Below are 24,851 nucleotides of genomic sequence, written 5' to 3' on the forward strand. Positions count from 1 at the left end.
CGTTATGATTTTTGGAAATTTCGCTGCTTTAGCAGCTCTTGTTTTCCCGCTAACGGTATTACTTTATTACTTTTTCCGAAAAAAATATGTCCCGTTTGTCACTTCAAGTACGATGTTTTGGCAAACGAATCGACAGGAAACAAAAGTATCTCCTTTTTTACAAAATTTACAGCGGAATCTTCTCTTTTATTTACAAATCATTGCCTTACTGTTGTTTGTATTTGTGCTGCTTCAGCCAGCAATTAAAAAGAAAGAGATAGCAGGTGAACAAGTCGTGTGGGTAGTCGATACGTCAGCAACCATGCTCGCAGAACTGGATGGGCAGACGTTATTGGATCGTTCGAAAGAGGAAATGGCAAGAGAAGTGAAGTTGCTTGGAGATAAGCCTCTAACTATTATTACCACAGGTAAAGAACCGACAATCGTTCTTCAAAATGAAACGAATTCCAGCAAAATGGAGCAAACAATTGAGTCTATTTCTGCTAGTTACGGGAATGAGTCATGGGAAACAACATTAAACGTAGCCACGAATTTAGTAGCAACGAAACAAGCTTCTATCTATGTCTTTACCGATTCCCTCGATAGAGATTTGCTGCCAGCTCGCGAAAATATAGAATGGCATGTGCAAGCAAATACGAAACAATTGGCGAATGTGTCGCTTGATAAGTTTGTTGCATCCACCAAAAACGATCAAATTACTGCTGTTGCGAAAATCGTCAATGACTCGGATGAAGAAGTCAGTGGAAACTTCCTGTTGCGTAACGGTGAAAACGATCAAATTCTCTTGCGAGAATCCTTCACAATTGCTCCTCATGACGCTGCACAAGTGGTAGTTGAAACGCCGAAGCAAGTTGCAGTTCTTGAAGGAGTAGTAGATGTAAAAGATGATTATCCAGTGGATAATCAAATGACCACTATTTTAGAAGCAAGTACCTCGGAAATAGTAGTGGATGCAGATTTACATACACTCCTGACAAAAGGTTTAGAAGCAATCGGAAAATACCCGATAAGTAAAACAAAAGATTCGCTCTACACCAATGCAGAAAAGCAAGTTATTATGACAAATGATGAAGGGATGCTACAACAATCGTCGCTCCCTGGTGTATTAATTGGTCGAACAGATCAAGAAAGAATCGAAGTAGAGGGAGAAATTGAAACAACAAACTCATCTCTTTTTGCGTTTGCTGATTTTTCCGATGTCTACGTGGCAAGTATATATCCGTCATTTGAAGGATTCAATACACTAGCAACAATCGATGGTCACCCATTTATACAACAATCACCGAGAGGAGATGTGATTGTTCTCACGGATATCGATCAGACAGATTGGGCATTACATCCGTCATTTCCACTCTTTTTGTGGAATATGACAAATGAACTGAGCTTAGCCAATCAATCACTTGGCATTTTTCAACCAAATGAAAAAAGATCTGTTTCAATCGAAAAACAATCATCTGATCTTGAATTGTTCACTTGGGGAAATGAACTATTGGCAACTATTCCAGAAGGTAGTGCATTTCAAGCCCCTGCAAAACCTGGAGTCTATCGCGTCGTTACAGCAAATGATGAGAAAACCTTTACGGTATTACTGCCAGCTAGTGAGAAAACAATAACAACTGGCAGAACATTTGTTCAAGGCTCTGTGAAAGAATCGACGAAAGCAGTCACCACATCCAATTCTTTCTTAATGGCAATTGTTCTTTTACTTGTTTTATTAATGGCATTAGAGTGGGAGGTGCAGCGACGACGTGGATTTACGACTTGATTTTCCTATTTTTCTCCTTCTTTTCATTCCGATTGGAGTCTATCTCCTCTTTTTTGGGAAAAAAGAAATTCAAAATAGTAACTGGAAGATAAAAGTACTGTGGGCAATCCGACTCATCGCCATGGCTAGTTTAATATTCTCCTTAACAATGCCGTATCTTTTATTACCAGTGAAAAACCAACAAATTGTCTTTTTAGTGGACTCTTCCGCTTCAGCTAAAACGACTTCGAGTAAAATGCTGAGCTTTATCGATGATGCTATTCAAGCCAAAAGTCCCAATCAATCAATTGCTGCTTACGCTTTTGGAAACGATTTTCAAACAATTCGAGCGCTGAGCAACGATACTTCTCCGTTGGGGAAAAGTGAGCTATCCATTGATGAGTCTGCGACAGATATATCGAATGCATTTTTACTGTCAAACCAATTGATTGATCCCACCACCGCGACTCGGTTTGTACTAATAAGCGATGGATTGCAAACGAGTGGTTCAGTCAATGAACGTCTACAATTGATGAACTTGAATCATACGTCTGTGGATGTAATACCGGTTGATCCATCGCTAGAAAAAGATGTCGCAATTACAAGTTTTGATACGCCGACAACTTCTTCTCAAGGCGAAGTACAAACGATTCAAGTGATTATGCAGTCTTCAGAGGATACCACGGGTGAGTTAGTTCTTTCCTTAAACGATAAAGTTCTGGAGCGTAAAACAGTACCTTTAGTTGAAGGTAGAAATGCATTTACCTTTCAACATACCGTGGCAGAAACAGGAATGCTAAAGTATGAAGTCTCTTTTGTAGGAAGTAAAGAAGCTATTTTAGAAAATAACCAGCTAACTAGCATGACGATGGTGGAAGACGCACCTCGTGTGCTAATTGCTTATAGCGGGGAAAATGCTTCACCGATTGCATCGTATCTTGATGGGAATGCAGTAGTTGTTGAAACAATTCAAGCTAAAGAATTACCGTATGATTTAACAAATTATTTGCCGTATGATGCAATCATTTTTGATAACGTACCTGGTTATGAAGTAGGAGAATCAAAAATGCAAGTCATCGAACAGGCAGTGAAAAATTTTGGTGTAGGCTTTATGATGGTTGGTGGCGATAAGTCGTTTGGACTTGGTGGGTATTTCCAAACACCGATTGAACGAGTTCTGCCGGTCGAAATGGAAGTGAAAGGGAAAGATCAACTTCCATCTCTTGGACTCATTTTAGTGATGGACCGCTCCGGTAGTATGATGGGTTCAAAAATTGAACTTGCAAAAGAAGCGGCTGCACGTTCGGTGGAATTACTCCGAGAAGAAGACACCCTTGGATTTATCGCCTTCGACGACCGTCCATGGACAATTGTCGAGCCAGTAAAAATGACTGATAAGCAGGAAGTGATGGATAAAATCCTCTCTGTATCACCAGGCGGTGGAACAGAAATTTATTCGAGCTTAGAAGCTGCTTATGAGATGATTCGGTCAGTAGATACGCAGCGAAAACATATTATTTTATTAACGGATGGTATGTCTGCAACGACAAATGATTACGAAGCATTGCTGTCAGAAGGATTAGAGGGGAAAATTACGTTATCTTCCGTCGCAATTGGAACAGATGCAGATAAAGTGCTGTTAGAGGATCTTGCGAATTTTGGTTCTGGAAGGTATTACGATGTGGAAGACGAATCGACTATTCCGGCCATTTTATCACGCGAAACAGTCATGCTCTCCCGCACATTTATCGAGGATAATCCTTTCTATCCGACGTTTTTTGGCAATAAAGACTGGAGCACTTTATTTCAAGAAGGTATTCCACAATGGAATGTGTATATAGCAACCACTGCAAAACCAACTGCCGAAACTATATTGGAAAGTGAGAAAAAAGATCCGGTACTCATTCAAGGGAGATATGGAATTGGTCAAACCATCGCCTATACATCCGATTCTACTGGTGCTTGGAGTGGGGACTTTGCACGTACAAATGATTGGAATATGTTTTGGAATCGCGCGGTTTCTAATTTATTAAAAGATGTTAACAACATTCCATATGATATTTCGAGAAATCCAGATGGTACATATACCATTACAGATCCTTCTTCTGATTCGTCCTTTTTAGATGTCACTGCGGTAACGGATAACGGAGAAGAAATTGAAACACTAACAGAAATTTTGGCACCTGGTAAACACAATGTCAGCATGGATGCGGAACCAGGACTAGTATTTCTTCATATGGAAAATGAAAAAGGAGAGTCGTTTCAAACGGGCATTTCGATTCCTTATTCAGATGAATATAAGATTGAACCTGCTGATACGCGCTTGTTAGAGGATATTGTCTCAATAGGAGACGGGGAAATGATCTCTAAACCGGAAGAGGCTGTACGTGCGTTTAACAAAAAGAGTGCACAGTCAAAACCGATTCATCAGTATTTGTTGTGGTTTGCGTTAATTTTATTCTTCCTTGATATTACGTGGCGACGGTTTGGCTTGGCGATGATTACTTCTGCATTTAAGAGCATTTTCCTCTCCAGAAAACCTGTCACAGAAACCGTCACGGATGAACGCATGGAAAGCTTGAAACGATTACGAAAAAAAGTAAAACGGTAAAACGTGTAGAAAAAGTAAAAATCGTGAACCTAGGGTGACCCTAGATTCACGATTTTTTACTTATTGTCTATTGAACTTCTGCTGTTTCTTTAAGAGGTGTATGGTCGCTTGTTCGCATGGCAATGAAGTAACATCCAATTAAAATGACTGCTCCAACAATATAAGGAGAAGACATATTGATATCGAACAATACACCAGCTAATGCTGGACCGACCATATTCCCTAAGCTCATATAGGCATTATTCATTCCAGCCGCAAATCCTTGTTCTGCTCCTGCAAATTTCGAAATAAGCGTATTGACTGCAGGTCTCAAAAGAGATGCTGCGGTAAAAAAGACACTCGATACGATGAGAATTGGCCAAAATCCGTCAACGAATAAGACGGCAATCATGGCAAAAGCGGAGACGAGCAAATTGACTAAAATGACGATCTTCTCACCAAACCGGCGGAAGAGACGATCGACTACAAACGTTTGAACAATGACGCCGACAAATCCACCAATCGTAATTAGCATGGCGATTTGCCCTGGTGAAAAGCCATATTTCTTATCAACATATAACGAAATCGTTGCTTGGAAATTGGCTAGTCCAAAAGAGAAAACAAATACAACAATGAGTAAAACAAAGTAAGATGTTTTCGTCGAGCGACGAATTTGTTGCCATAAATTTTCTCGTTTCTTGCCTAAATCCTTCGAAACAGCCATTGGCTTAATGTTCGGTAAAATAAACAAGGAAAGTATTGCAGAAAGGATGGAAACAGCTGTCGCCACGTAGAACGGGAATCGTAAACTAACTTCCGCTAAGAACCCGCCTATAGCTGGACCAATCATGAATCCGAGTGACATGGCCGCTCCAAGTAATCCCATTCCTTTTCCTCGTTCTTCATCAGTTGTAATATCCGCAACAAAAGCCATCATAGGCGGCACCAGAAATGCACTTCCTAAACCACTGACAAATCTCGCGGCATATAACACCCACAATTCTGTCGCAAGACCAAATACGAGTTGTGACAATCCGAAAACAACTAATCCGATAATGATTAAATACTTTCTCCCGTACTTATCAGACAAATCTCCCGAGAGAGGAGAGAACAAAAATTGTGAAAATGCGAACATGGCAATAAGAAATCCCAAAGCTTGTCCTGCCACGCCAAATGTTTCGAGGTAATCTGGCATGATCGGAATAATTAATCCGATACCAGACATCGCGATAAACATGTTAAACATTAATACATATAACGCGAGGCGATTTCCGTTTGAAGCCATTATGCATCCTTCTTTCTGTTATTGCGCGTCTATCTTAAATTTTAAAAATGCTTCATTATACTTTCCAAGCATCTCTGGTCCTAAATTTTTGTATACTTCTAGTCGTTCACGCATTTCTTCTGTTGGATAAAACCGGGTGTCTTCCGTTACTTCCGGATCCATTATAGGCAATGCGTCTTTGTTAGGTGTGGAATAACCAACATAATCAGCATTCTGTGCTGCAACTTCTGGGTCTAACATAAAGTTAATGAATTTATGTGCACCTTCAACATTCGCTGCAGTCGAGGGTATTACCATATTGTCGAACCATAAATTAGAACCTTCTTTTGGCACCACATAATCGATGTCTTCATTCACCCACATAATGTCTGCTGCTTGACCGGACCAAACGAGAGCAATGGAGGCCTCACCACGACGCATAGTTTCGACGATTTCATCTCCAAGGATTGCTTTAATGTTAGGAGATAACGTCGTCAGTTTTTCTCTTGCTTCATCAATTTCTGCCGGGTTCGTGGAATTAAGTGAGTAGCCTAAACTATTTAATCCCATCCCAATTACTTCTCGTGCGCCATCTACAAGGATGATTTCATCTTTTAATGCTGGATCCCATAAATCTTCCCAGCTTTCAAACGTTTGACCTTCTAGTAATGTTGGATTAAACGCTACACCAACCGTCCCCCAGAAATAAGGGATTGAATACTCATTGCCCGGATCAAAAGGCAAATCCAAAAAGTACGGATCTATATGTTGTAGGTTCGGAAGTTTGGAAGAATCAATCGGAATCAGTAAATTATTTTCTTTCATTTTTTCAATCGCATATTCGGAAGGCATCGCCAAGTCATACGATGTGCCGCCTTGTTCAATTTTGGTCATCATTGCTTCATTGGAATCAAATGTCTCATAAATGACACGAATTCCTGTTTCTTCTTCGAAACGGTCTACTAATTCTGGGTCCATATATTCTCCCCAGTTATAGATCGTTAAAACATCTGCGCTTTTCGAGTTGGAAGAAGCATTTAATTCATTTCGTACAAAAAATAGAAGGACACATACGATTAAAATACCGACAATTGCTTGAATATATTTGGTCATTTTGGAACCCCCGCTCTAATCGGGCTCTTCATTTTATTACTAAGTGCGTAATATCCAAGTACAAGAACAAATGTCACGATAAACAAAATACCGGATAGTGCGTTAATCGTTAAGGTAATTCCTGCACGAGCCATTGAATATATTTCGACTGACAATGTACTAAACCCATTTCCTGTGACAAAGAACGTAACAGCGAAATCATCTAGTGAATATGTCAGCGCTAGAAAAAATCCTGCAAAAACGCCAGGTTGAATATATGGCAAGATTACTTTCGTGAAAATATCTCGCTTTGAGGCACCTAAATCTAGTGCAGCATCAATGTAGGACTGGTTCATCTCTTGTAGTTTTGGTAAAACCATTAAGACGACAATCGGTACACTAAACGCTACGTGTGCGATTAAGACAGATGCAAATCCTAATTTAATCCCAATCAATGTAAACAAAATCAATAACGATGCACCAATAATTACATCGGGACTAACGATGAGTATATTATTCATTGTCAGTAATGTTTGGCGATATTTCTTTCGTTGAATAAAGATAATTCCGACAGCTCCAAGAACACCAATGGCTGATGAAAGTAACGCAGATAAGAGCGCAACCAACACGGTATTAATCACGATGACCATTAATCGATTATCTTGAAATACTGCACCGTAGTGCTCTAACGTAAATCCGTCAAAGCTAGACATCGTTCCACCGCTATTAAAGGAATAAAAGATTAAATAGAAGATGGGAGCGTATAAGAATGCAAAGACAAGAAATAAGTAAACTTTTGCAATGGGACTAGTTCGACTCAATGCCATTACCTCCTTTGTCTTTTCCATTCGTAATAAACATGACGATAAACATAAAGATGATCAAGAACACGGCGATGGTAGAACCCATTCCCCAATTTTGTGTCACTAAAAATTGTTGTTCAATTGCTGTTCCTAACGTAATGACTTTATTTCCCGCAATTAATCGCGTAATCATGAATAACGAAAGGGAGGGGATAAAGACAGCTTGAATTCCAACTTTGACACCATTTGTCGTAAGAGGAAAGATAACTCGACGAAACGTCTGCCACTTCGTCGATCCTAAGTCACTTGATGCATCGATTAACGTAGGATTTAATTTATCAAGTGCGTTAAAAATCGGCAAAATCATAAATGGAATAAAGATATAGACCGAAACGAAGATAAAACTAAAATCGGTGTATAAAATTTGCAGTCGATCGAGACCGAGCTGCTTAAATCCATCATTAATCGGTCCGTTTTGACCGAAAATACCAATGAAAGCATACGTTTTCAACAATAAATTAATCCATGATGGCACGATGATTAATAATAACCATAATTGCTTGTGTTTCGTTTTCGTTAACCAATAAGCAGTGGGATACGCTATTAATAGCGTAAAAATCGTGATTAAGAAGGCATACCAAAACGAGCTAATCGTTAACTGAAAGTAGATCGAAGTAAAAAAGTTTTGATAGTTTTCTAGAGAAAAGTTTCCTTGAATATCAAGTAACGAATAATAGACAACGAGAGCGATTGGTGCAATGACAAATAATAGAATCCATGCTAAATATGGAGTTAAATAAACAAATTTACCCCGATTAGTTGACATTGGCATTCTCTCCGTATGACTCAAGTCGCTTATCAAAATCCTCTTCTGATTCATTCAATCGCATAACATGGATTGCTTCTGGGTCAAACGTTAACCCAATTCTCTCGCCTACCTGTGCTTTTTTTGTGGAATGGACGAGCCATTCATTTCCATTATCATCGTACGTCGAAAGTTCGTAATGGACGCCACGGAAAAGTTGGGTGTCCACTTTCACATTCAATTTTCCATCCATTTCAGATGTGATTTCGAGATCTTCAGGACGAATAACAATATCCACTTTTTCATTTGGAGAAAGCCCTTGGTCGGTACATTCAAATTGCTTTCCACCAAACTCCACCACAAAATCACGTATCATCGTACCTGAAACGAGATTCGATTCTCCAATAAAGTCAGCAACAAACTGATTAATCGGTTCATCATAAATATCCATTGGCGTTCCACTTTGTTCAATTCTACCGTTGTTCATGACAAAAATTTCGTCTGACATAGCAAGCGCTTCTTCCTGATCATGGGTAACGAAGATAAATGTTTTCCCTAGACGTTGTTGTAACTCACGTAACTCGTATTGCATCTCTGTGCGAAGTTTTAAATCAAGTGCGGAAAGTGGTTCATCTAACAAAATAATCTCAGGGTCATTTACAATTGCTCTCGCAATCGCCACACGTTGACGTTGACCACCGGACATATCACTAATTTCTCGTTTCTCAAAACCACTTAAATTGACAAATTTTAATGCTTCTGCAACTTTCTCATCAATAACTTCTTTCTTTGTTTTCTTCACTCGTAAACCAAATGCTATATTCTCATACACATTTAAATGAGGGAAAAGGGCATAATCCTGAAATACTGTATTTACTTGTCGTTTATTAGGAGGAAGATCATTGATCACTTTATCCTCGAAATAAATGGAACCTTCCGTCGGTTCAATAAACCCGGCAATAAGTCGAAGAATCGTTGTTTTTCCACAACCAGACGGACCTAATAGGGTGTAAAATTTTCCTCGTTCTATTTCAAAACTTACATGATCTAAAACAGTCCCGGTTTCATCGTATTGTTTCGAGACGTTTTCAAAGCGAATAATCGCAGAGTTGGTCATGTTGAACCTCCTTCATTCATTCCAAATTGATGGTGATTTCAATAGTTTACCATAATCATTCCGCTATCAGTATTTTGAATTTTTTTGTCGAAAAATGAAAAGCAATCTCCATTGTTGTGATGGATAATTCTTCAGACAGTTCCTTTTAAAAATAAGCGTCTTTTACAAGTAAGAGTCTCACTGTCCACTTAGAGAAAGTTTCTACTTGGCATGAAAAAAGGTGAAAGTGTAGGGGAGGATTTCTCCAACTTCTACAACATCCACCAGGTCGTCTTAATTAAGTGTATAAGATTTTTTCGCAATCAATAGGAAATAAAACAGTCTTTTCGCATTTATTCAAACTTTTCGATCACGACGCCATTTTCGTATTTTTTTCCAAATACCTTTTCCGAAGTATAGGCTTAATAGTGTAATGGATAAGAAAATTCCTGTAAGTGCAGTAATGAGTGAAATCCACTCGAATAAGGAATAGGAAGGAACTTTCGACCAGTCTGTATTTCCTTCCCAATCTTTGATGACTAAGTTCATGCCGTAAATTCCCGAAATAACCGTGAAAACAGTTAACATAAATAACAATAAATTGTGTCGTTTATCTGCTTTGTTTTCTTGTGCTTTATATAGTTCTTGAAGAGTCGTTTTCACTTCTTCGTAAAGTTCATCTAGTTTGAAAATTTCACGATAAATAGAAGATAGTTCTTTTCCCTCTGTTCTCGCAGATACTTCTCTAAAATAGTATCTTGAAGAAAAGATGGAAATTAATTGAATAAGTTCTTCTACATAATCCTCATCTTTGTCCCATTTTACTTCACTATAGTCAAATGACACGCGGTACAGCATGATTTTATAATAATAATGTAAAAGAAGATTGTAATAATGCGTACTCATAAACTGTCGCAGTGGCCGAGGTAATTCTGCCTTGTCTCGATTGGTAATGGTAATTTGCGTATGCTCAGATGTGACTGTATACGAATCTGGTGCCCAACGGTCATGTACATGACGCTCAATGTAACGATCTAAATAAGCAGGGTTTGTAGTCGACATGAACGGTTCTCCGTCGGGATTTAAGCCGTCTAGCTGCCCAATCCGAAATAACTGATCTTTCGTAAACTCATTTTTCTCCTCCGTAAACAAATAGGCACTAGACATCATCCGTTCGTCCTCAAAAAAGGGAAGACTGCCAAAGTATCCCGCACGTGATTCATCATGAACTAAAAACGGTTGAATAAACGTCGTTAAGTGATCGAAAATAAATTGATGCATAGAGGAGAACTGTTGGCCATCTCTTTTAATAGTTGCGCCTTTTTCTTCTTCCAATTTTGAATCGAGCACACGAAAATGATTCATGAAATTTAATGTTGAACTTAACTCGTGTGATTCTTCCATTTTCAAACGAATCGTAATAAAACCAATATCAAACGGGCATACTATAATATCCATACTAAAGATGGAAAAAGCGAATGATTCTTCGTCTTTTTGTAAAGAGGCTGTTTCGAAAAAAGGTTTTGAAAAACGCAAAAAACCTTCCGCATTGTCTTCTTTCGGAAATAACTTACTTTCTAAAAATGGCAGGAAATACTGATCTAATTCTTCATGACTAATTGTAATTTCTCCATTGTAAAAGTTGGACTCCAGCTCCTTTTGGTCTAATGTGAAAAAAGTAAAACCATGATGCTTTATCTCATCTATTAGCTCCTGTTTTTTTAATTTCTTATAGGAAAATGGGAATAAAAATGTCATATATCCATCTTTAATATGTAGTGGAGTAAGTGTCGTTTCTTTCGACATGCGAACCCTCCTTTCATTTTGATAAATGTTCTTATCTAACATGTACCACTTTGGTGGATAGTCAAACAAGTTTCAGCAGGATATTTGATAACAAATCATGAGTTTGGTATTCTTACATTTGTGTTGTTTTTGCATATAAGGTGAAAACGAATCGAAATTTGGAGGTAATTTTAATGGAAAGAATGGTAGGAAAACAAGCGCCACGTTTTACAATGGACGCAGTAATGGCTGACAAATCATTTGGTAAAGTAAGTTTAGAAGAAAACATGAAACAAGATAAGTGGACCGTATTATTTTTCTATCCGATGGACTTTACATTTGTTTGTCCGACTGAAATTACAGCAATGAGCGATCGTTACGATGAATTCGAAGATTTAGATGCAGAAATCATTGGCGTATCGACAGATACAATTCATACACATTTAGCTTGGATTAATACTGCTCGTCAAGACAATGGCCTTGGAGAGTTAAAGTATCCATTAGCTGCAGATACTAATCATGCCATTTCGCGTGAGTACGGTGTGTTAATTGAAGAAGAAGGTATTGCTCTTCGTGGTTTATATATTATTAACCCAGAAGGGGAACTACAATACCAAACAGTATTCCATAACAACATTGGCCGCGATGTAGATGAAACGTTACGTGTATTACAAGCACTTCAAACAGGTGGACTATGCCCTGCGAATTGGCGTCCAGGTCAAAAAACACTATAATAGAATGTAGCGAGAAATTCCCCAAGTGGCGATCGTTACTTGGGGATTTTTTTACGAAAAGGAGGAACACCTATGCGACTTCGAACACCTATGCCTGAGTTAACAGGTGCTACAACTTGGTTAAATGGAAAAGTGACAAAAGCAGATTTAGTCGGATCGAAACCGACACTTATTCACTTTTGGTCCATTAGTTGCGGGTTATGTAAAGAAGCAATGCCAGAAGTGAATGCTTTTCGAGATCAATACAAACAAGATTTAAATGTTATCGCAGTTCATATGCCACGTTCTGAAAAAGACATGGACATCGATGAAATTGAACGTGTAGCAGCAGCTCACGATATCACCCAACCCATTTTTGTTGATAATGAAATGTCCTTAACAGACGCATTCGACAATCAATATGTCCCAGCTTATTATGTATTTGATAAAGATGGGCAGCTGCGACACTTCCAAGCAGGTGGAAGTGGTATGAAAATGCTCGAAAAACGTGTGAATCGTGTACTAGACGAAATGAAAAAATAATTTCTAAAGCTCTTTCCAGTGAATTGGAGAGAGTTTTTTTGTTCAAGAGAAGCCGAGTAACCTTTTGAGGAGCTCGTGGAGACTTGTGAACGTCGTTACAGGACTTATTTTATATGATTTTAATGTCGAAAATTTCGGATGTCGAACAATTTGAGACTATAGTCTGACGTAATTACTAAAGTCCTAGTTTATAGTAAGTGTTATGTTTGTTTGAAGGGGGTATTATCTTGGAAGTTTTCAAAAAATTGAAAGAATATTATTGGCCATACAAACGGTTATTTTGCGTTGCAATCGGGATGTTAATTGTGACATTAATCATTACCGTAAGTTATCCAATTATTCTTCAACAAACCATTGACCGTGTTATTACTGGTGGAGAATATCAATTAGCCGTTCCACTTGCGATGACGTTTATTGGTTTAATGGTAATAAAAGGCGTTGCCACGTATATCGGTCAATACGCTGGCGATATGTTTGGGATTAAATCGGTATTTGAACTTCGAAATTCGTTGTACTCAAAATTACAACGTTTGCCGTTTTCTTATTATGATAATGCGAAAACAGGCGATTTAATGTCACGCTTAACTGCCGATGTAGAAGGGTTTCGATTCTTTTTATCCTTTGGATTTGTCGAGTTAAGCCGGATCGTCTTTTTAGTGACAGTTAGTATTGGCGTTATGTTGTATTACTCCGTTTCTTTAACCATAGTGTCGTTATTGTCTATGCCACTACTAGTCGTGGCTGTTATGCGATTTGAAAAACTGGTACATCCAGCATTTCGAGGGATTCGGAAATCGTTTGGAAAATTAAATACAAATGTGCAGGAAAATATTAGTGGTATCAATACGGTAAAGTCGTTATCTCGTGAATCGTTTCAGACAGATAAGTTTAACGATTCTAATGGGAATTATCGCGATAATTACTTAGATACGACAATGATATGGGCAAAGTACTTCCCGTTAATGGAATTCTTAGGAAATGTAAGTATCGTGTTTTTGTTCGGCTATGGCGGTTACTTAGTGATGAACGACACTCTTGCAGTCGGGGAATTGGTCGCTTTTTATAGCCTATTAAGCTACATAATTTTCCCTATTATGAATTTAGGATTTACGGTGAATTTATTCTCCCAATCGAAAGCTTCTGGTGAGCGACTACTCGAAATTTTGGAAGCTCCTGAGCCTATTAAAACGAAGGAGCATGCAATAGACGTTGAGTCTATGGAAGGAGAAGTTCTTTTCGATGACGTGACGATGCAATATCGTGAAGAGGATGATGTAGCGCTTGAGAACCTATCTCTTCATGTAACCGCAGGCAAAAAAGTAGGTATTATCGGTGCGACTGGATCCGGGAAAACAACATTTACTCAGTTACTGAGCCGATTTTATGAACCAACGGATGGAACTATTTTGATTGACGGAAAACCATTAGCTGATTATTCCTTAAACACATTACGCCGATCTATTGGATATGTGTTACAAGAGTCATTCTTGTTCTCTTCTTCGATTAAAGCGAACATTTCTTATGGCAGACCTGAAGCAACGCTGGAAGAGATTATCGAATCAGCAAAGCGTGCAAACGCGCATGACTTTATCATGGAATTGCCAAAAGGATATGACACGATGTTGGGAGAAAGAGGTCTAGGGCTTTCTGGTGGTCAAAAGCAACGGATCGCTATAGCACGAGCTCTTTGCCAAAATCCAACGATTCTCGTATTGGACGACGCAACTAGCGCAGTGGATATGAAGACAGAAAGACATATTCAACAAGCGCTAGAAGAGGTCATGAAGGGTAGAACGACTTTCATCATTGCTCATCGTATTTCCTCCGTAAAACATGCGGATGAAATTATTGTTCTCGATAATGGGAAAATGGTGGCAAAAGGCACCCATGAATCGTTAATACCTCAAGAAGGACTATATAAACGAATTTATGAAATTCAATATAAGGACCAATTATCCGCAGTAAACAGGTAAGGGGGGAGTAACATTGACAAAACAAGTACATCCAACAGTACTGCAACGATTCCGCTATTCGACAGATGAAGCAATCGATGCACCATTTAACTGGAAACAACTGATGCGGTTATTTACGTATATGAAAGCCTATTCCAAAACGCTTTTGCCAAAAGCAATAATCGCTGTTCTATTAACAACCGCGATTCGACTAGCAATCCCCATAATGATCGGGGTATATGTGATTAACCAAGCTCTACAACAAAAAGATGTAAAAATGCTTACAATTCTCGTGTCGTCAATCGCTGTTCTTTTTATCATTAACACGATTGCGAATAGGTACCGGATTGAATGGATGAATGAACTTGGACAAAATGTGATTTATGATTTACGAAAGCATTTATTCACCCACGTGCAAGGATTATCCCATCGCTTTTTCGATCAGCGATCCGCTGGTTCCATTCTTGTTCGAATCATGAATGATATTAATTCGTTACAAGAGCTTTTTACAAATGGTGTTATTAACCTTTTAATGGATATGTTAATGCTCGTCGGCATCACCGTGATTTTATTCACTTTGAGTCCACCTCTAGCATTGGCTGTTCTCGTCATTCTTCCGATCATGTTTTGGATTTCTACAAAACTGCGAAAAAATATTCGACGGTCTTGGCAAGATGTGCGATTAAAACAGGCAAAGATTAATTCCCATTTAAATGAAAGTATTCAAGGAATGAGAATTACACAAGCATTTACGCAGGAAAATGAGAACATGGCATTTTTCCACGGGATTAACGAGGAAAGCTATGAGTCATGGAAAACTGCCACAAAGAAAAACTCCATGTTCCGTCCGTTTGTGGAAATGACAAATGCTGTAGGGTCTGCCGTGCTTATTATTTTTGGTGCGTATTTAATTAGCAGAAATGGTTTAGATCTGGGAGAGTTCGTCTCTTTCGCGTTCTATTTAGGGATGTTTTGGGAGCCAATTTCAAGACTTGGTCAAGTGTACAATCAATTATTAATGGGGATGGCCTCGTCAGAACGAATTTTTGAATTCTTAGATGAGAAACCTCTAGTGGATGAAAAAGAAGATGCAATTGAGCTAGAAGAGATGAAAGGCGAAGTTGTATTCACTGACGTGGAATTTGGCTACGAAGCGAATCGACTTGCTTTAAAGGGTATCTCCCTTAAAATGCATGCAGGAGAAACAATCGCTTTAGTTGGGCATACAGGCTCTGGTAAAACGACGATTGCGAATTTAGTTGCTCGTTTTTATGACGCTACTGCAGGGGAAGTAAGAATCGATGGAATTCCGATTCGAGACATTTCACTTTCTTCGCTCCGCTCAAAAATTAGTATTGTCTTGCAGGAAACATTTATCTTTTCAGGGACAATAATGGAAAACATACGATTTGGAAATCCAGCTGCAACCGATGAGGAAGTCATTCGAGCTGCCGAAGCTGTTGGGGCAGATCGGTTTATTGCCAAACTTCCAAATGGCTATGGAACAGAAGTGGAAGAACGAGGGAATATTCTTTCCGTTGGAGAACGTCAACTTCTTTCCTTCGCACGAGCATTACTAGCAGACCCAAGAATTCTTATTTTAGATGAAGCAACAGCTTCTATTGATACAGAAACCGAAATTCAAATTCAAGAAGCATTAAAAACGTTACTTAAAGATCGCACAGCGATCATGATTGCCCATCGTCTTTCCACTATTCGTGAAGCGGATCAAATTGTCGTATTAGAGCATGGGACGATTTTAGAATCAGGTACGCACGAATCCTTAATGGAAAACAAGGGGCATTACCACAAACTTGTGTTATCTCAATTTGCCGAAGAATGAGGTAGGCGTTTTCTATCAAGTTATGGTAAACTAACTCCATTCCGAAAATGCGGAGGGAACGTATGAAAAAAGAATTTGTAGTTATAGGACTAGGACGATTTGGTGGAAGTATCGTGCGTGAGCTAATCTCTCAAGGTGGAGATGTTATGGCGATTGATAAATTCCCAGATCGTGTTGATGAATTTGCATCAATCGCGACACAAGCGGTCGTGGCAGATACCACAGATGAGTCCGTGTTAAAATCACTCGGAATCCGTAATTTTGATCACGTAATTGTTGCGATCGGTGAAGACATTCAATCCAGTATTTTAACCACATTAATGTTGAAAGAAATTGGTGTAAATAAAATCACGGTCAAGGCGCAAAACGACTACCATGAAAAAGTGTTGCGCAAAATAGGTGCGGACCAAGTTGTCCATCCCGAACGTGATATGGGTATTCGTATTGCAAACAATATCATGTCGAACAACGTTTTAGATTATTTAGAGTTATCAGATGAACATTCCATTATGGAGATCAAAGCGAATGAACTACTCGCGGGATCCACTATTTTGGATTTAGACATCCGTGCGAAATATGGAATTAATATCGTGGCAATTAAGCGTGGAGAAGACATTATCGTTTCTCCGCAAGCAGATGAACCAATTCAACTACATGACATCATGATTGTCATAGGTGCTGATGCAGATATCATCCGCTTTGAAAAGAAAGCATTAAACTAAATGAAGCCGTTGGGACACTCGTTGTTCCAACGGTTTTTATTATGCATGTTTCAGGAGATTTTGGCACATGAAATAGAGGGAAGTGGTAAGCGAGGGTTGCACGGATAGAAGTCGCGTTTGCGCTAATAGAAAACGTGCCACCGCTGATAGAATGTCATTGGAGTTGATAGAGAATTGGCCACCGCTAATAGAAGGAGAGTTGTGTTAACTAATCATTGAGCTCGGTAAATTTTTGACTGGCTATTTACAAGCAAAAAGAACGATTGAAATCGTTGGGGATTTAATACTTTCTTTTGTTAAATGCCAGAGCAATAAAAAAACTGTAAACAAGTGAATTTCTTCACTCATTTACAGTTTCGATTAAACTTCCATAATGACCGGTAAAATCATTGGACGACGTTTTGTTTTTTCAAACAAATAAGGACTTAGCGTTTCAATGATTTCTGTTTTCCATTCACTTAAAGGTGTATCAGCTGATTTAGCTGTTTGCTTTAAATGACGAGATAACATTGATTGTGCTTCATGAATCATCGCACCTGACTCTCTCATATAAACAAACCCACGGGAGATTATATCTGGACCTGAGACGATTTTTCCTTTTTTCGCATCATAGCTTACTACCACGATCACGAGACCTTCTTCCGATAAAATCCGTCGATCACGAAGAACGATATTGCCGATATCTCCAATTCCACTACCATCGATGTAAACATCCCCAGAAGGAATGCGTCCTGCGACAGAAGCTTCATTTTGACTTAAAGCTAAAACGTCTCCATTTTCCATAATAAATGTATTATCCGGATTTACATCACAATCGACAGCAAGTTCGGTATGCATTTTCAACATACGATATTCACCGTGGATTGGCATGAAAAATTTCGGTTTCATTAATCGTAACATTAACTTTTGTTCTTCCTGCGATCCGTGACCAGAAGTATGAATGTTATTTAACGATCCATGAATTACTTCCGCTCCTGCACGGAAAAGTAAATTGATTGTCTTGTTAACACTCATTCGGTTGCCAGGGATTGGGGAAGAAGAGAAAATCACTGTATCACCAGGCTGAATTTGAATCTGGCGATGCGTTCCATTCGCAATCCGAGAAAGTGCAGCCATTGGTTCCCCTTGGCTACCAGTACATAAAATCATGACTTCATTCGCCGGTAAACGGTTTAATGTTTGTGCGTCAATGAATGTTTCTTTAGGAGCAGTAATATATCCTAGCTCACGACCAATCGTGATGGCATTGTCCATACTACGTCCAAATACCGCAATTTTACGATTAAACTTTACCGCTGCATCCGTCACTTGTTGTAGACGGTGAATGTTTGATGCAAACGTTGCAAAGATAATTCGTGTATTTACTTTCCGGAAAATTTCGTTTAAGCTTTCGCCAACTTTTCGTTCTGACATAGTAAAATTCGGAACTTCTGCATTTGTACTATCAGATAATAAGCATAATACGCCTTCTTTTCCGATTTCGGCCATTTTCGTTAAGTTCGCTGGTTCACCAACAGGGGTGAAATCGAACTTAAAGTCACCAGTATGCACGATATTTCCTGGAGGTGTTTTAACGACAACTCCAAAGGCATCCGGAATACTGTGGGTTGTGCGATAAAATGACACAGACGTTTTACGGAATTTAATCACTTCATCTTCCGTAATTTCTGTCATTTTCGTTGTGCGTAATAAACCATGTTCTTCTAATTTATTGCGAAGCAAACCTAATGCTAGCTTGCCGCCGTAAACAGGAACATTTAATTGCTTTAATAAATAAGGAATTCCACCAATGTGATCCTCGTGACCATGCGTGATAAATAGACCTTTAATCTTATCTACGTTTTTCACGAGGTACGTGTAATCTGGAATGACGTAGTCAATTCCAAGCAGATCATCATCAGGGAATTTAATGCCAGCGTCAATCAAAATGATTTCATCTTGAAATTGAACACCGTATGTGTTTTTGCCGATTTCGCCCAGTCCGCCGAGTGCGAAAACCGCTGTTTGATCGTTCTTAACAAATTTCATACAGGTTATGCTTTCTCCACATTGAAATTGACACTAGCTTGCTCATATTCCAAATGGCTACCTTCTAATTTTTGTACTAACTCAATGTTGTACTTACGATCTTTCAAAGCGAAACGTACTTCACGCTCTGAGTCCGCTTCCATATAAAGCGTTTTTGTGTTTTCGCGAACTGGTACTTCTAACATGTTTTCTTGATAATAAACTTTGTAAATCATTCTTACTCTCCTTTTTTCACGTGCATAATAACATCACTTTCCTTATAATAACATGCACGCCTTTTAAATAAAAGAAAAGCCCCACTAAAAATAGTGAGGCAAAAAACACTACGCAATGGATTTTTTCCCGAGTATGCCGCCTAATCGTCTAAGTATTTTCTTCTTGAGACGTTTTAACATGGCAAATCACTCCCTATACACTATTATACGGAATTTTGCAAGTTTTGTAAAGGTTACCCTACTTCTAAACACACTATACTTGGAGGATTACAGATGAAAAAATATTTATTTTTCGATATAGACGGGACGCTCTATAATTCGAAAAAACAGCTTTCAGAAAAAACGATTCATTCCATTCAAAAAGCGAAAGAAAAGGGAAGCGAGATCTTTATCGCGACTGGCCGTGCCCCATTTATGATTCGTCCTGTGTTGGAAAAACTGCAAATAGATTCTTATGTTTGTTTTAATGGCCAATACGTTGTGTATAAAAACGACGTATTTCATACAGAAGCCATATCAAACGAAAAGTTGCAAGCGTTACAGCTGTTCGCATCCAACCGCCAACACCCAATTGTCGTAATGAATGAAGAGAAGATGATTGCGAACAAAGAAAATCATCCATTTATTGATCAAGCTATAAGTAGCCTTCATTTTCCGTATCCAGAAGTGGACAATGCGATCATTGGTCAGAACGATATTTATCAAGCGCTTGTATTTTGTCAGGAGGGGGAAGAAGAAGAATATAAGCGAAGCTTTCCTCATTTAAAATTTGTCCGTTGGCATGACTACTCGGTGGATGTGTTGCCAGGGGGCGGCTCGAAAGCAAATGCGATAGAAGCATTGAGAGAGAAATTAGGAGTAAATGTGGAAGACATCATTGCATTCGGAGACGGTTTAAATGATGTGGAAATGATTAAAGCAGCAGGAATTGGGGTTGTGATGGGGAATGGGCATCGAGAAACAATTGCAGTGGCAGATCACGTAACGGGTCATGTAGATGAAGAAGGATTAACGGAAGCGATGGAAAAATTAGGATTGATTTAATCGACAGAGAGGAAAATGCCACCTGGAGGTTGAATATATTGGGGTGGAGCGCTTTATGACTCCAATTATTCGAATGAAATAGGGGGAGACAGGTTGAAACGTTCTTACATTGTCTGGACACTACTGCTTACGATAATACTCATTAGTGCTGTCCTCCTCTTTTCACCGGACTCCATCGAAGAGGCTCTCTCTGAAGAGGGTTATTTTCATCAGTATGTAGTGGCTGCTGAATTAGATAAGAGTAAGTTGCTTTTTCTGGAAAGCGATACACAAGAAATTCAAATTGTAGAACTTACCCAAAACTTTTTTCGAAAATACAATGTAAAAGATTTTGGCTCAGTTTCATCAAACAAGGGTACAGAAGGATTCACTGGAATGTCTTGGACGGGAACTGGAGAAGGAAACCCTCTAGCAAATTATCATCTTATCATCTCGACTGACGAAAATATTTCCAATGTAACCTATCAATCATTTCACGATGCAAAAGAAATTCCCTTGAAGTATCACGCCTTTAATGGAGGAACGACTATTTATTACACCACGGATATAACAAATGCCTCTAAGACCATTTTCAGAGCATATGATCAGTCGAACAATCTCTTATATGAACATTAACTACTTTTTTTAATCTCCATTGCTTAGAGAAAAGTCGATTGGGAGACGTCAATTGAAGCATAATAACTGTCACACTGACTACTTTTTTTCCTATATGCTTGTTCAAATGAAAGTTAATCACCGCAAATGAAAGTTAACATACACAAATGAAAGTTAACATACGCAAATGAAAGTTAACATACGCAAATGAAAGTTAATCACCGCAAATTGCAGTACTTTGAAACCAGTACGATAAAAAAGCATCCTGAAAGCGATTTGATTCGCCTACAAGATGCTTTCTTTTATTCTTCTGAATCATCTCGATCTAATGCCTTCGCATTTGGAATTTCTGCAAAAGGATCTTTTTCGTTAATACGATCATAGAACATGACACCATTTAAGTGATCCAGTTCGTGCTGAAACGCAATAGCAGTTAATCCATCTAACCGCATTTTAAATGCTTCCCCAGTTGGATAAAATCCAGTGACGGTAACCCGTGCATAGCGTGGAACGTATCCTGGTACTTCTCGATCCACAGATAAGCAGCCCTCACCAGAGGCTAAATACGTTTTTTCTACGGAGTGGCTCACGATTTTAGGATTAATTGCAACGAAACTGACGTCACCATCTTCCTCTTCGATATGAAGCGCGAACATACGCTTTGAAACATTAATTTGAGGAGCAGCAATCCCAATTCCAGGGCGTATATCATACTTTTCAGCTAATTCATCGTCTTGACTATTCACCACATATTCTAATAAATCATGGGCAAGTTGTTTGTCTTCATCAGAGAGAGGGAGTACTACTTCTTTCGCTTTTTCGCGGAGAGTAGGGTGCCCTTCACGAATTATATCTTTCATTAAAATCATTTCGAGCAGTCCTTTCGTTCACAGTTCTTCGTTAAGTATATCGAAGTCACACTTCGTTGCAAATAAAAAACCACGACTTTTAGAATGTTGAATTTTCTTCGCTTCCTCGCTATAGTAGGAAGAGTCTTAGGGGGTTAGATGATGAAAAAAGTAATAATTAGTGGGGCGATCGTATCCTCCTTGTTATTAGCTGGTTGTACACTTGGTAATTCGGTCGAAGATCAAGTAACCGAAGTGTTAGAAGCTACATATGAAAAAGAACAAGGGTACCGTGATGCTCAAGAAAAATTAGCCAAATCGGAATCCGAAGAATCTGCGTTATTTAATGAAGTGATGGCCCTTACGCAAGAAGAACTAGAAGCAGTAAAAGAAAAAACATCCAAACTTCAAGCTTCTCTAAAAGATCGCACGTCCTTCATGAAAAAAGAAAATCAATCGATGGAAGATGCTGAAAAAGAACTAATAGCCCTTCAAGATATTGTGAAAGAATCGAAGGACGAAGCATACGCAGCCGATCTTTCTGCTTTAGAACAAGCGTTTTCCGAGCGATACACATTACATGATGAGGTTAATACGGCTTACTCGAAGTTGTTGACGCTTACAGAAGAAATGTATGCGATGTTACCCGATGATAAAACAGAACAAGCTACTTTAGAAGAGAAAGTAAAGCAAGTAAATGAACAAAATGATGTTGTAAAAAAAGCTGTGGAAGCTTTTAATGCATCTACTAAAGAAGTAAATACGAGGAAAGAAAAACTATATAACAGTTTGGAATCAAACAAGTAAACGACCTTGAGAAAGGTCGTTTTCTGTATGTATAAAGGTTTTTTTGTCATCTACTATTATAGTACAGCACCTCGCAAACACTATAACAGTTTGAAATTCTTTGAAAATTTATTATATTAATAAATTAATAAACACTAGTGTTTACAATGTTTGACCACCTATTGTCCATCAAGTATACTTGTAAAGTAAACGTGTTGTATTACTACAAAATCAACGTCATTTTAATACAGTTAAAGGAGAGTTGTTGATATGGCAACAAAAAACGCCAAATCGTTTGACCCTGTCAAAACGTTAGAAACAATTGAAAACCAATTCGAATTGTTTCAAGTTCTGAATGAAAAAGGGGAAATTGTAAACAAAGAAGCAGATCCCAATCTATCGGATGATGAATTAGTAGAATTAATGAGCCGTATGGTCTATACACGTATTTTAGATCAACGTTCGATTTCACTTAACCGTCAAGGCCGTTTAGGGTTTTATGCACCAACAGCTGGACAAGAAGCTTCACAACTTGCTTCTCATTTTGCTTTAGAAAAAGAAGACTTCATTCTACCTGGATACCGTGACGTACCGCAAATCGTCTGGCACGGCCTTCCATTAACAAAAGCATTCTTATTCTCTCGTGGACATTTTGTTGGGAATCAAATCCCAGAAGGCGTCAACGTATTCCCACCGCAAATTATTATCGGTGCGCAATTCATTCAAGCTGCGGGAGTTGCACTTGGACTTCAAAAACGCGGTGAAAAAGCAGTCGCTGTAACGTATACAGGAGACGGTGGATCTTCTCAAGGAGACTTCTACGAAGGGATTAACTTCGCGGGAGCATTCCGTTCACCTGCAATTTTTATTGTCCAAAATAACCAATTTGCAATTTCAACGCCACGCGAACTGCAAACTGCAGCAAAAACAATCGCGCAAAAAGGGATTGCAGCAGGTATTCCAAGTATCTTAGTGGATGGAATGGATCCATTGGCAGTTTACGTAGCAACAAAAGATGCTCGTGAACGTGCAGTAAATGGAGAAGGTCCAACGCTTATTGAAACGCTATGTTACCGTTATGGACCACATACAATGGCAGGGGATGACCCAACACGTTACCGTACATCAGATACAGATTCTGAGTGGGAAAAGAAAGACCCTCTAGTTCGTTTCCGTGCTTATTTAGAAGGTAAAAAATTATGGAACGAAGAAAAAGAAAACGAAGTAATCGAACGTGCAAAAGAAGAAATTAAACAAGCAATTAAAGAGGCAGATGCGACACCTAAACAAAAAGTGTCCGATTTGATCAACATTATGTATGATCCAAAATCGGAAATGCCTTTCAATTTAAAAGAGCAATTAGACTTTTATACGGAGAAGGAGTCGAAGTAACCGATGGCACAAATGACGATGATTCAAGCGATTACGGATGCACTCCGTGTCGAACTAAAAAATGATGAAAATGTACTTGTCTTCGGAGAAGACGTAGGAGTAAATGGAGGAGTTTTCCGTGCAACGGAAGGTCTTCAAAAAGAATTCGGTGTTGATCGTGTATTCGATACGCCGTTAGCAGAATCTGGAATCGGTGGCCTTGCAATAGGTTTAGCATTAACAGGGTACCGTCCAGTCCCTGAAATCCAATTCTTTGGATTCGTTTACGAAGTAATGGACTCGATTAGTGGACAACTTGCTCGTATGCGCTACCGTAGCGGCGGCTCTTACTCAGCACCTGTCACAATCCGTTCTCCATTTGGTGGTGGCGTTCACACACCTGAAATGCATGCGGACAGCTTAGAAGGTTTAATGACATCACAACCAGGGTTAAAGGTAGTTATTCCTTCTTCTCCTTACGATGCGAAAGGTTTACTTATTTCTTCTATTCGTGATAACGATCCAGTTATCTTCTTAGAGCATATGAAATTATACCGTTCATTCCGTGAAGAAGTGCCGGAAGAAGAATACACAATTCCATTAGGAAAAGCGGCTGTAAAACGTGAAGGATCCGATTTATCGATTATCACTTATGGCGCTATGGTGCAAGAAAGTATGAAAGCAGCGGAAGCACTTGAAAAAGAAGGGCATTCTGTAGAAGTAATTGACCTTCGTACTGTGCAACCGTTAGATATTGAAACGATTATTGCATCCGTTGAAAAAACAGGTCGCTCAATTGTCGTACAAGAAGCACAGAAACAAGCAGGTATCGCAGCGAACGTCGTTTCAGAAATTAACGAACGTGCCATCCTAAGCTTAGAAGCTCCTGTACTTCGAGTAACTGCACCGGACACTGTATTCCCATTCTCACAAGCAGAAGGTGTATGGTTACCAAACGCAGATGACATCATCGCAACAGCGAAAAAAGTTCTAGAATTCTAATTCGAAAGGGT

At 38.9% G+C, this 24,851-nt stretch carries 21 protein-coding genes; 12 read left to right on the plus strand and 9 right to left on the minus strand.

Features of this window, described 5'->3' with window-relative positions; translation table 11 throughout:
• Nucleotides 1-4: 4 nt before the first annotated feature.
• Together D3873_RS04035 and D3873_RS04040 are read left to right on the plus strand one after the other, a co-directional pair.
• Nucleotides 5-1,765: a vWA domain-containing protein gene (locus tag D3873_RS04035; protein ID WP_119882827.1), complete on the plus strand. Its 1,761-nt coding sequence runs from the start codon at nucleotides 5-7 to the stop codon at nucleotides 1,763-1,765.
• Nucleotides 1,749-4,355 carry a VWA domain-containing protein gene (locus D3873_RS04040; protein WP_119882828.1) on the plus strand — a complete coding sequence of 869 codons (2,607 nt, stop codon included), beginning with the start codon at nucleotides 1,749-1,751 and terminating at the stop codon, nucleotides 4,353-4,355. Before D3873_RS04035 ends, D3873_RS04040 begins: the two co-directional genes overlap by 17 nt.
• Nucleotides 4,356-4,422: 67 nt before the next feature.
• Here D3873_RS04040 and D3873_RS04045 read toward each other — a convergent pair whose 3' ends face one another.
• The 6 genes from D3873_RS04045 to D3873_RS04070 all read right to left on the minus strand — a co-directional run bounded on the left by D3873_RS04045 (nucleotide 4,423) and on the right by D3873_RS04070 (nucleotide 11,200).
• Complete coding sequence (locus D3873_RS04045; RefSeq protein ID WP_119882829.1) at nucleotides 4,423-5,619, minus strand: MFS transporter; 1,197 nt, start codon at nucleotides 5,617-5,619, stop codon at nucleotides 4,423-4,425.
• Between the two features lie 18 nt (nucleotides 5,620-5,637).
• Nucleotides 5,638-6,711 carry an ABC transporter substrate-binding protein gene (locus D3873_RS04050; protein ID WP_119882830.1) on the minus strand — a complete coding sequence of 358 codons (1,074 nt, stop codon included), beginning with the start codon at nucleotides 6,709-6,711 and terminating at the stop codon, nucleotides 5,638-5,640.
• Nucleotides 6,708-7,511: an ABC transporter permease gene (locus D3873_RS04055; protein ID WP_119882831.1), complete on the minus strand. Its 804-nt coding sequence runs from the start codon at nucleotides 7,509-7,511 to the stop codon at nucleotides 6,708-6,710. Before D3873_RS04055 ends, D3873_RS04050 begins: the two co-directional genes overlap by 4 nt.
• Nucleotides 7,498-8,319, minus strand: coding sequence for an ABC transporter permease (locus D3873_RS04060; protein ID WP_119882832.1), 822 nt, complete (start codon nucleotides 8,317-8,319; stop codon nucleotides 7,498-7,500). The genes D3873_RS04055 and D3873_RS04060 overlap by 14 nt, the downstream gene beginning before the upstream one ends.
• Nucleotides 8,309-9,415: an ABC transporter ATP-binding protein gene (locus D3873_RS04065; RefSeq protein WP_119882833.1), complete on the minus strand. Its 1,107-nt coding sequence runs from the start codon at nucleotides 9,413-9,415 to the stop codon at nucleotides 8,309-8,311. The genes D3873_RS04060 and D3873_RS04065 overlap by 11 nt, the downstream gene beginning before the upstream one ends.
• A 336-nt stretch (nucleotides 9,416-9,751) precedes the next feature.
• On the minus strand, nucleotides 9,752-11,200 hold the full coding sequence (locus D3873_RS04070; RefSeq protein ID WP_119882834.1) for a magnesium transporter CorA family protein: 1,449 nt from the start codon (nucleotides 11,198-11,200) through the stop codon (nucleotides 9,752-9,754).
• A 173-nt stretch (nucleotides 11,201-11,373) separates the two neighbouring features.
• Here D3873_RS04070 and D3873_RS04075 point away from each other — a divergent pair, with 173 nt between their 5' ends.
• The 5 genes from D3873_RS04075 (at nucleotide 11,374) to D3873_RS04095 (ending at nucleotide 16,952) form a co-directional block, all read left to right on the plus strand.
• Nucleotides 11,374-11,913 carry a peroxiredoxin gene (locus D3873_RS04075; protein WP_119882835.1) on the plus strand — a complete coding sequence of 180 codons (540 nt, stop codon included), beginning with the start codon at nucleotides 11,374-11,376 and terminating at the stop codon, nucleotides 11,911-11,913.
• A 72-nt stretch (nucleotides 11,914-11,985) separates the two neighbouring features.
• Nucleotides 11,986-12,435 (plus strand): TlpA family protein disulfide reductase, encoded by a 450-nt coding sequence (locus D3873_RS04080; RefSeq protein ID WP_119882836.1) that lies wholly within the window; start codon nucleotides 11,986-11,988, stop codon nucleotides 12,433-12,435.
• 227 nt (nucleotides 12,436-12,662) lie between these two features.
• Entirely contained in the window at nucleotides 12,663-14,408 is a 1,746-nt protein-coding gene (locus D3873_RS04085) for an ABC transporter ATP-binding protein (protein WP_119882837.1), read from the plus strand.
• Nucleotides 14,409-14,421: 13 nt separating this feature from the next.
• On the plus strand, nucleotides 14,422-16,230 hold the full coding sequence (locus D3873_RS04090) for an ABC transporter ATP-binding protein (protein WP_238473825.1): 1,809 nt from the start codon (nucleotides 14,422-14,424) through the stop codon (nucleotides 16,228-16,230).
• A gap of 62 nt (nucleotides 16,231-16,292) precedes the next feature.
• A complete protein-coding gene (locus D3873_RS04095; RefSeq protein WP_119882838.1) occupies nucleotides 16,293-16,952 on the plus strand; it encodes a potassium channel family protein in 660 nt (219 codons plus the stop codon).
• 360 nt (nucleotides 16,953-17,312) lie between these two features.
• Here D3873_RS04095 and rnjA read toward each other — a convergent pair whose 3' ends face one another.
• Together rnjA and D3873_RS04105 are read right to left on the minus strand one after the other, a co-directional pair.
• A complete protein-coding gene (rnjA, locus tag D3873_RS04100; protein WP_119882839.1) occupies nucleotides 17,313-18,980 on the minus strand; it encodes a ribonuclease J1 in 1,668 nt (555 codons plus the stop codon).
• A 5-nt stretch (nucleotides 18,981-18,985) separates the two neighbouring features.
• Nucleotides 18,986-19,195 carry a DNA-dependent RNA polymerase subunit epsilon gene (locus tag D3873_RS04105; RefSeq protein WP_119882840.1) on the minus strand — a complete coding sequence of 70 codons (210 nt, stop codon included), beginning with the start codon at nucleotides 19,193-19,195 and terminating at the stop codon, nucleotides 18,986-18,988.
• A gap of 273 nt (nucleotides 19,196-19,468) precedes the next feature.
• On the opposite strand from D3873_RS04105, the gene D3873_RS04110 reads away from it, so the two are divergent.
• A complete protein-coding gene (locus D3873_RS04110) occupies nucleotides 19,469-20,239 on the plus strand; it encodes a Cof-type HAD-IIB family hydrolase (protein WP_119882841.1) in 771 nt (256 codons plus the stop codon).
• 93 nt (nucleotides 20,240-20,332) lie between these two features.
• A complete protein-coding gene (locus tag D3873_RS04115) occupies nucleotides 20,333-20,854 on the plus strand; it encodes a hypothetical protein (protein ID WP_119882842.1) in 522 nt (173 codons plus the stop codon).
• Between the two features lie 281 nt (nucleotides 20,855-21,135).
• Here the strand turns inward: D3873_RS04115 and def are convergent, their stop codons facing one another.
• Nucleotides 21,136-21,702 carry a peptide deformylase gene (gene def / locus D3873_RS04120; RefSeq protein WP_119882843.1) on the minus strand — a complete coding sequence of 189 codons (567 nt, stop codon included), beginning with the start codon at nucleotides 21,700-21,702 and terminating at the stop codon, nucleotides 21,136-21,138.
• A gap of 141 nt (nucleotides 21,703-21,843) precedes the next feature.
• Here def and D3873_RS04125 point away from each other — a divergent pair, with 141 nt between their 5' ends.
• From D3873_RS04125 to D3873_RS04135, 3 genes are all read left to right on the plus strand, one after another.
• Nucleotides 21,844-22,488 carry a YkyA family protein gene (locus D3873_RS04125; protein WP_162920135.1) on the plus strand — a complete coding sequence of 215 codons (645 nt, stop codon included), beginning with the start codon at nucleotides 21,844-21,846 and terminating at the stop codon, nucleotides 22,486-22,488.
• A 249-nt stretch (nucleotides 22,489-22,737) separates the two neighbouring features.
• On the plus strand, nucleotides 22,738-23,859 hold the full coding sequence (gene pdhA, locus D3873_RS04130; RefSeq protein ID WP_119882845.1) for a pyruvate dehydrogenase (acetyl-transferring) E1 component subunit alpha: 1,122 nt from the start codon (nucleotides 22,738-22,740) through the stop codon (nucleotides 23,857-23,859).
• A gap of 3 nt (nucleotides 23,860-23,862) precedes the next feature.
• On the plus strand, nucleotides 23,863-24,840 hold the full coding sequence (locus tag D3873_RS04135) for an alpha-ketoacid dehydrogenase subunit beta (protein ID WP_119882846.1): 978 nt from the start codon (nucleotides 23,863-23,865) through the stop codon (nucleotides 24,838-24,840).
• Nucleotides 24,841-24,851: the final 11 nt, after the last annotated feature.

It is taken from the genome of Paenisporosarcina cavernae (assembly GCF_003595195.1).
GTDB classification, from domain to species: Bacteria; Bacillota; Bacilli; order Bacillales_A; family Planococcaceae; genus Paenisporosarcina; species Paenisporosarcina cavernae.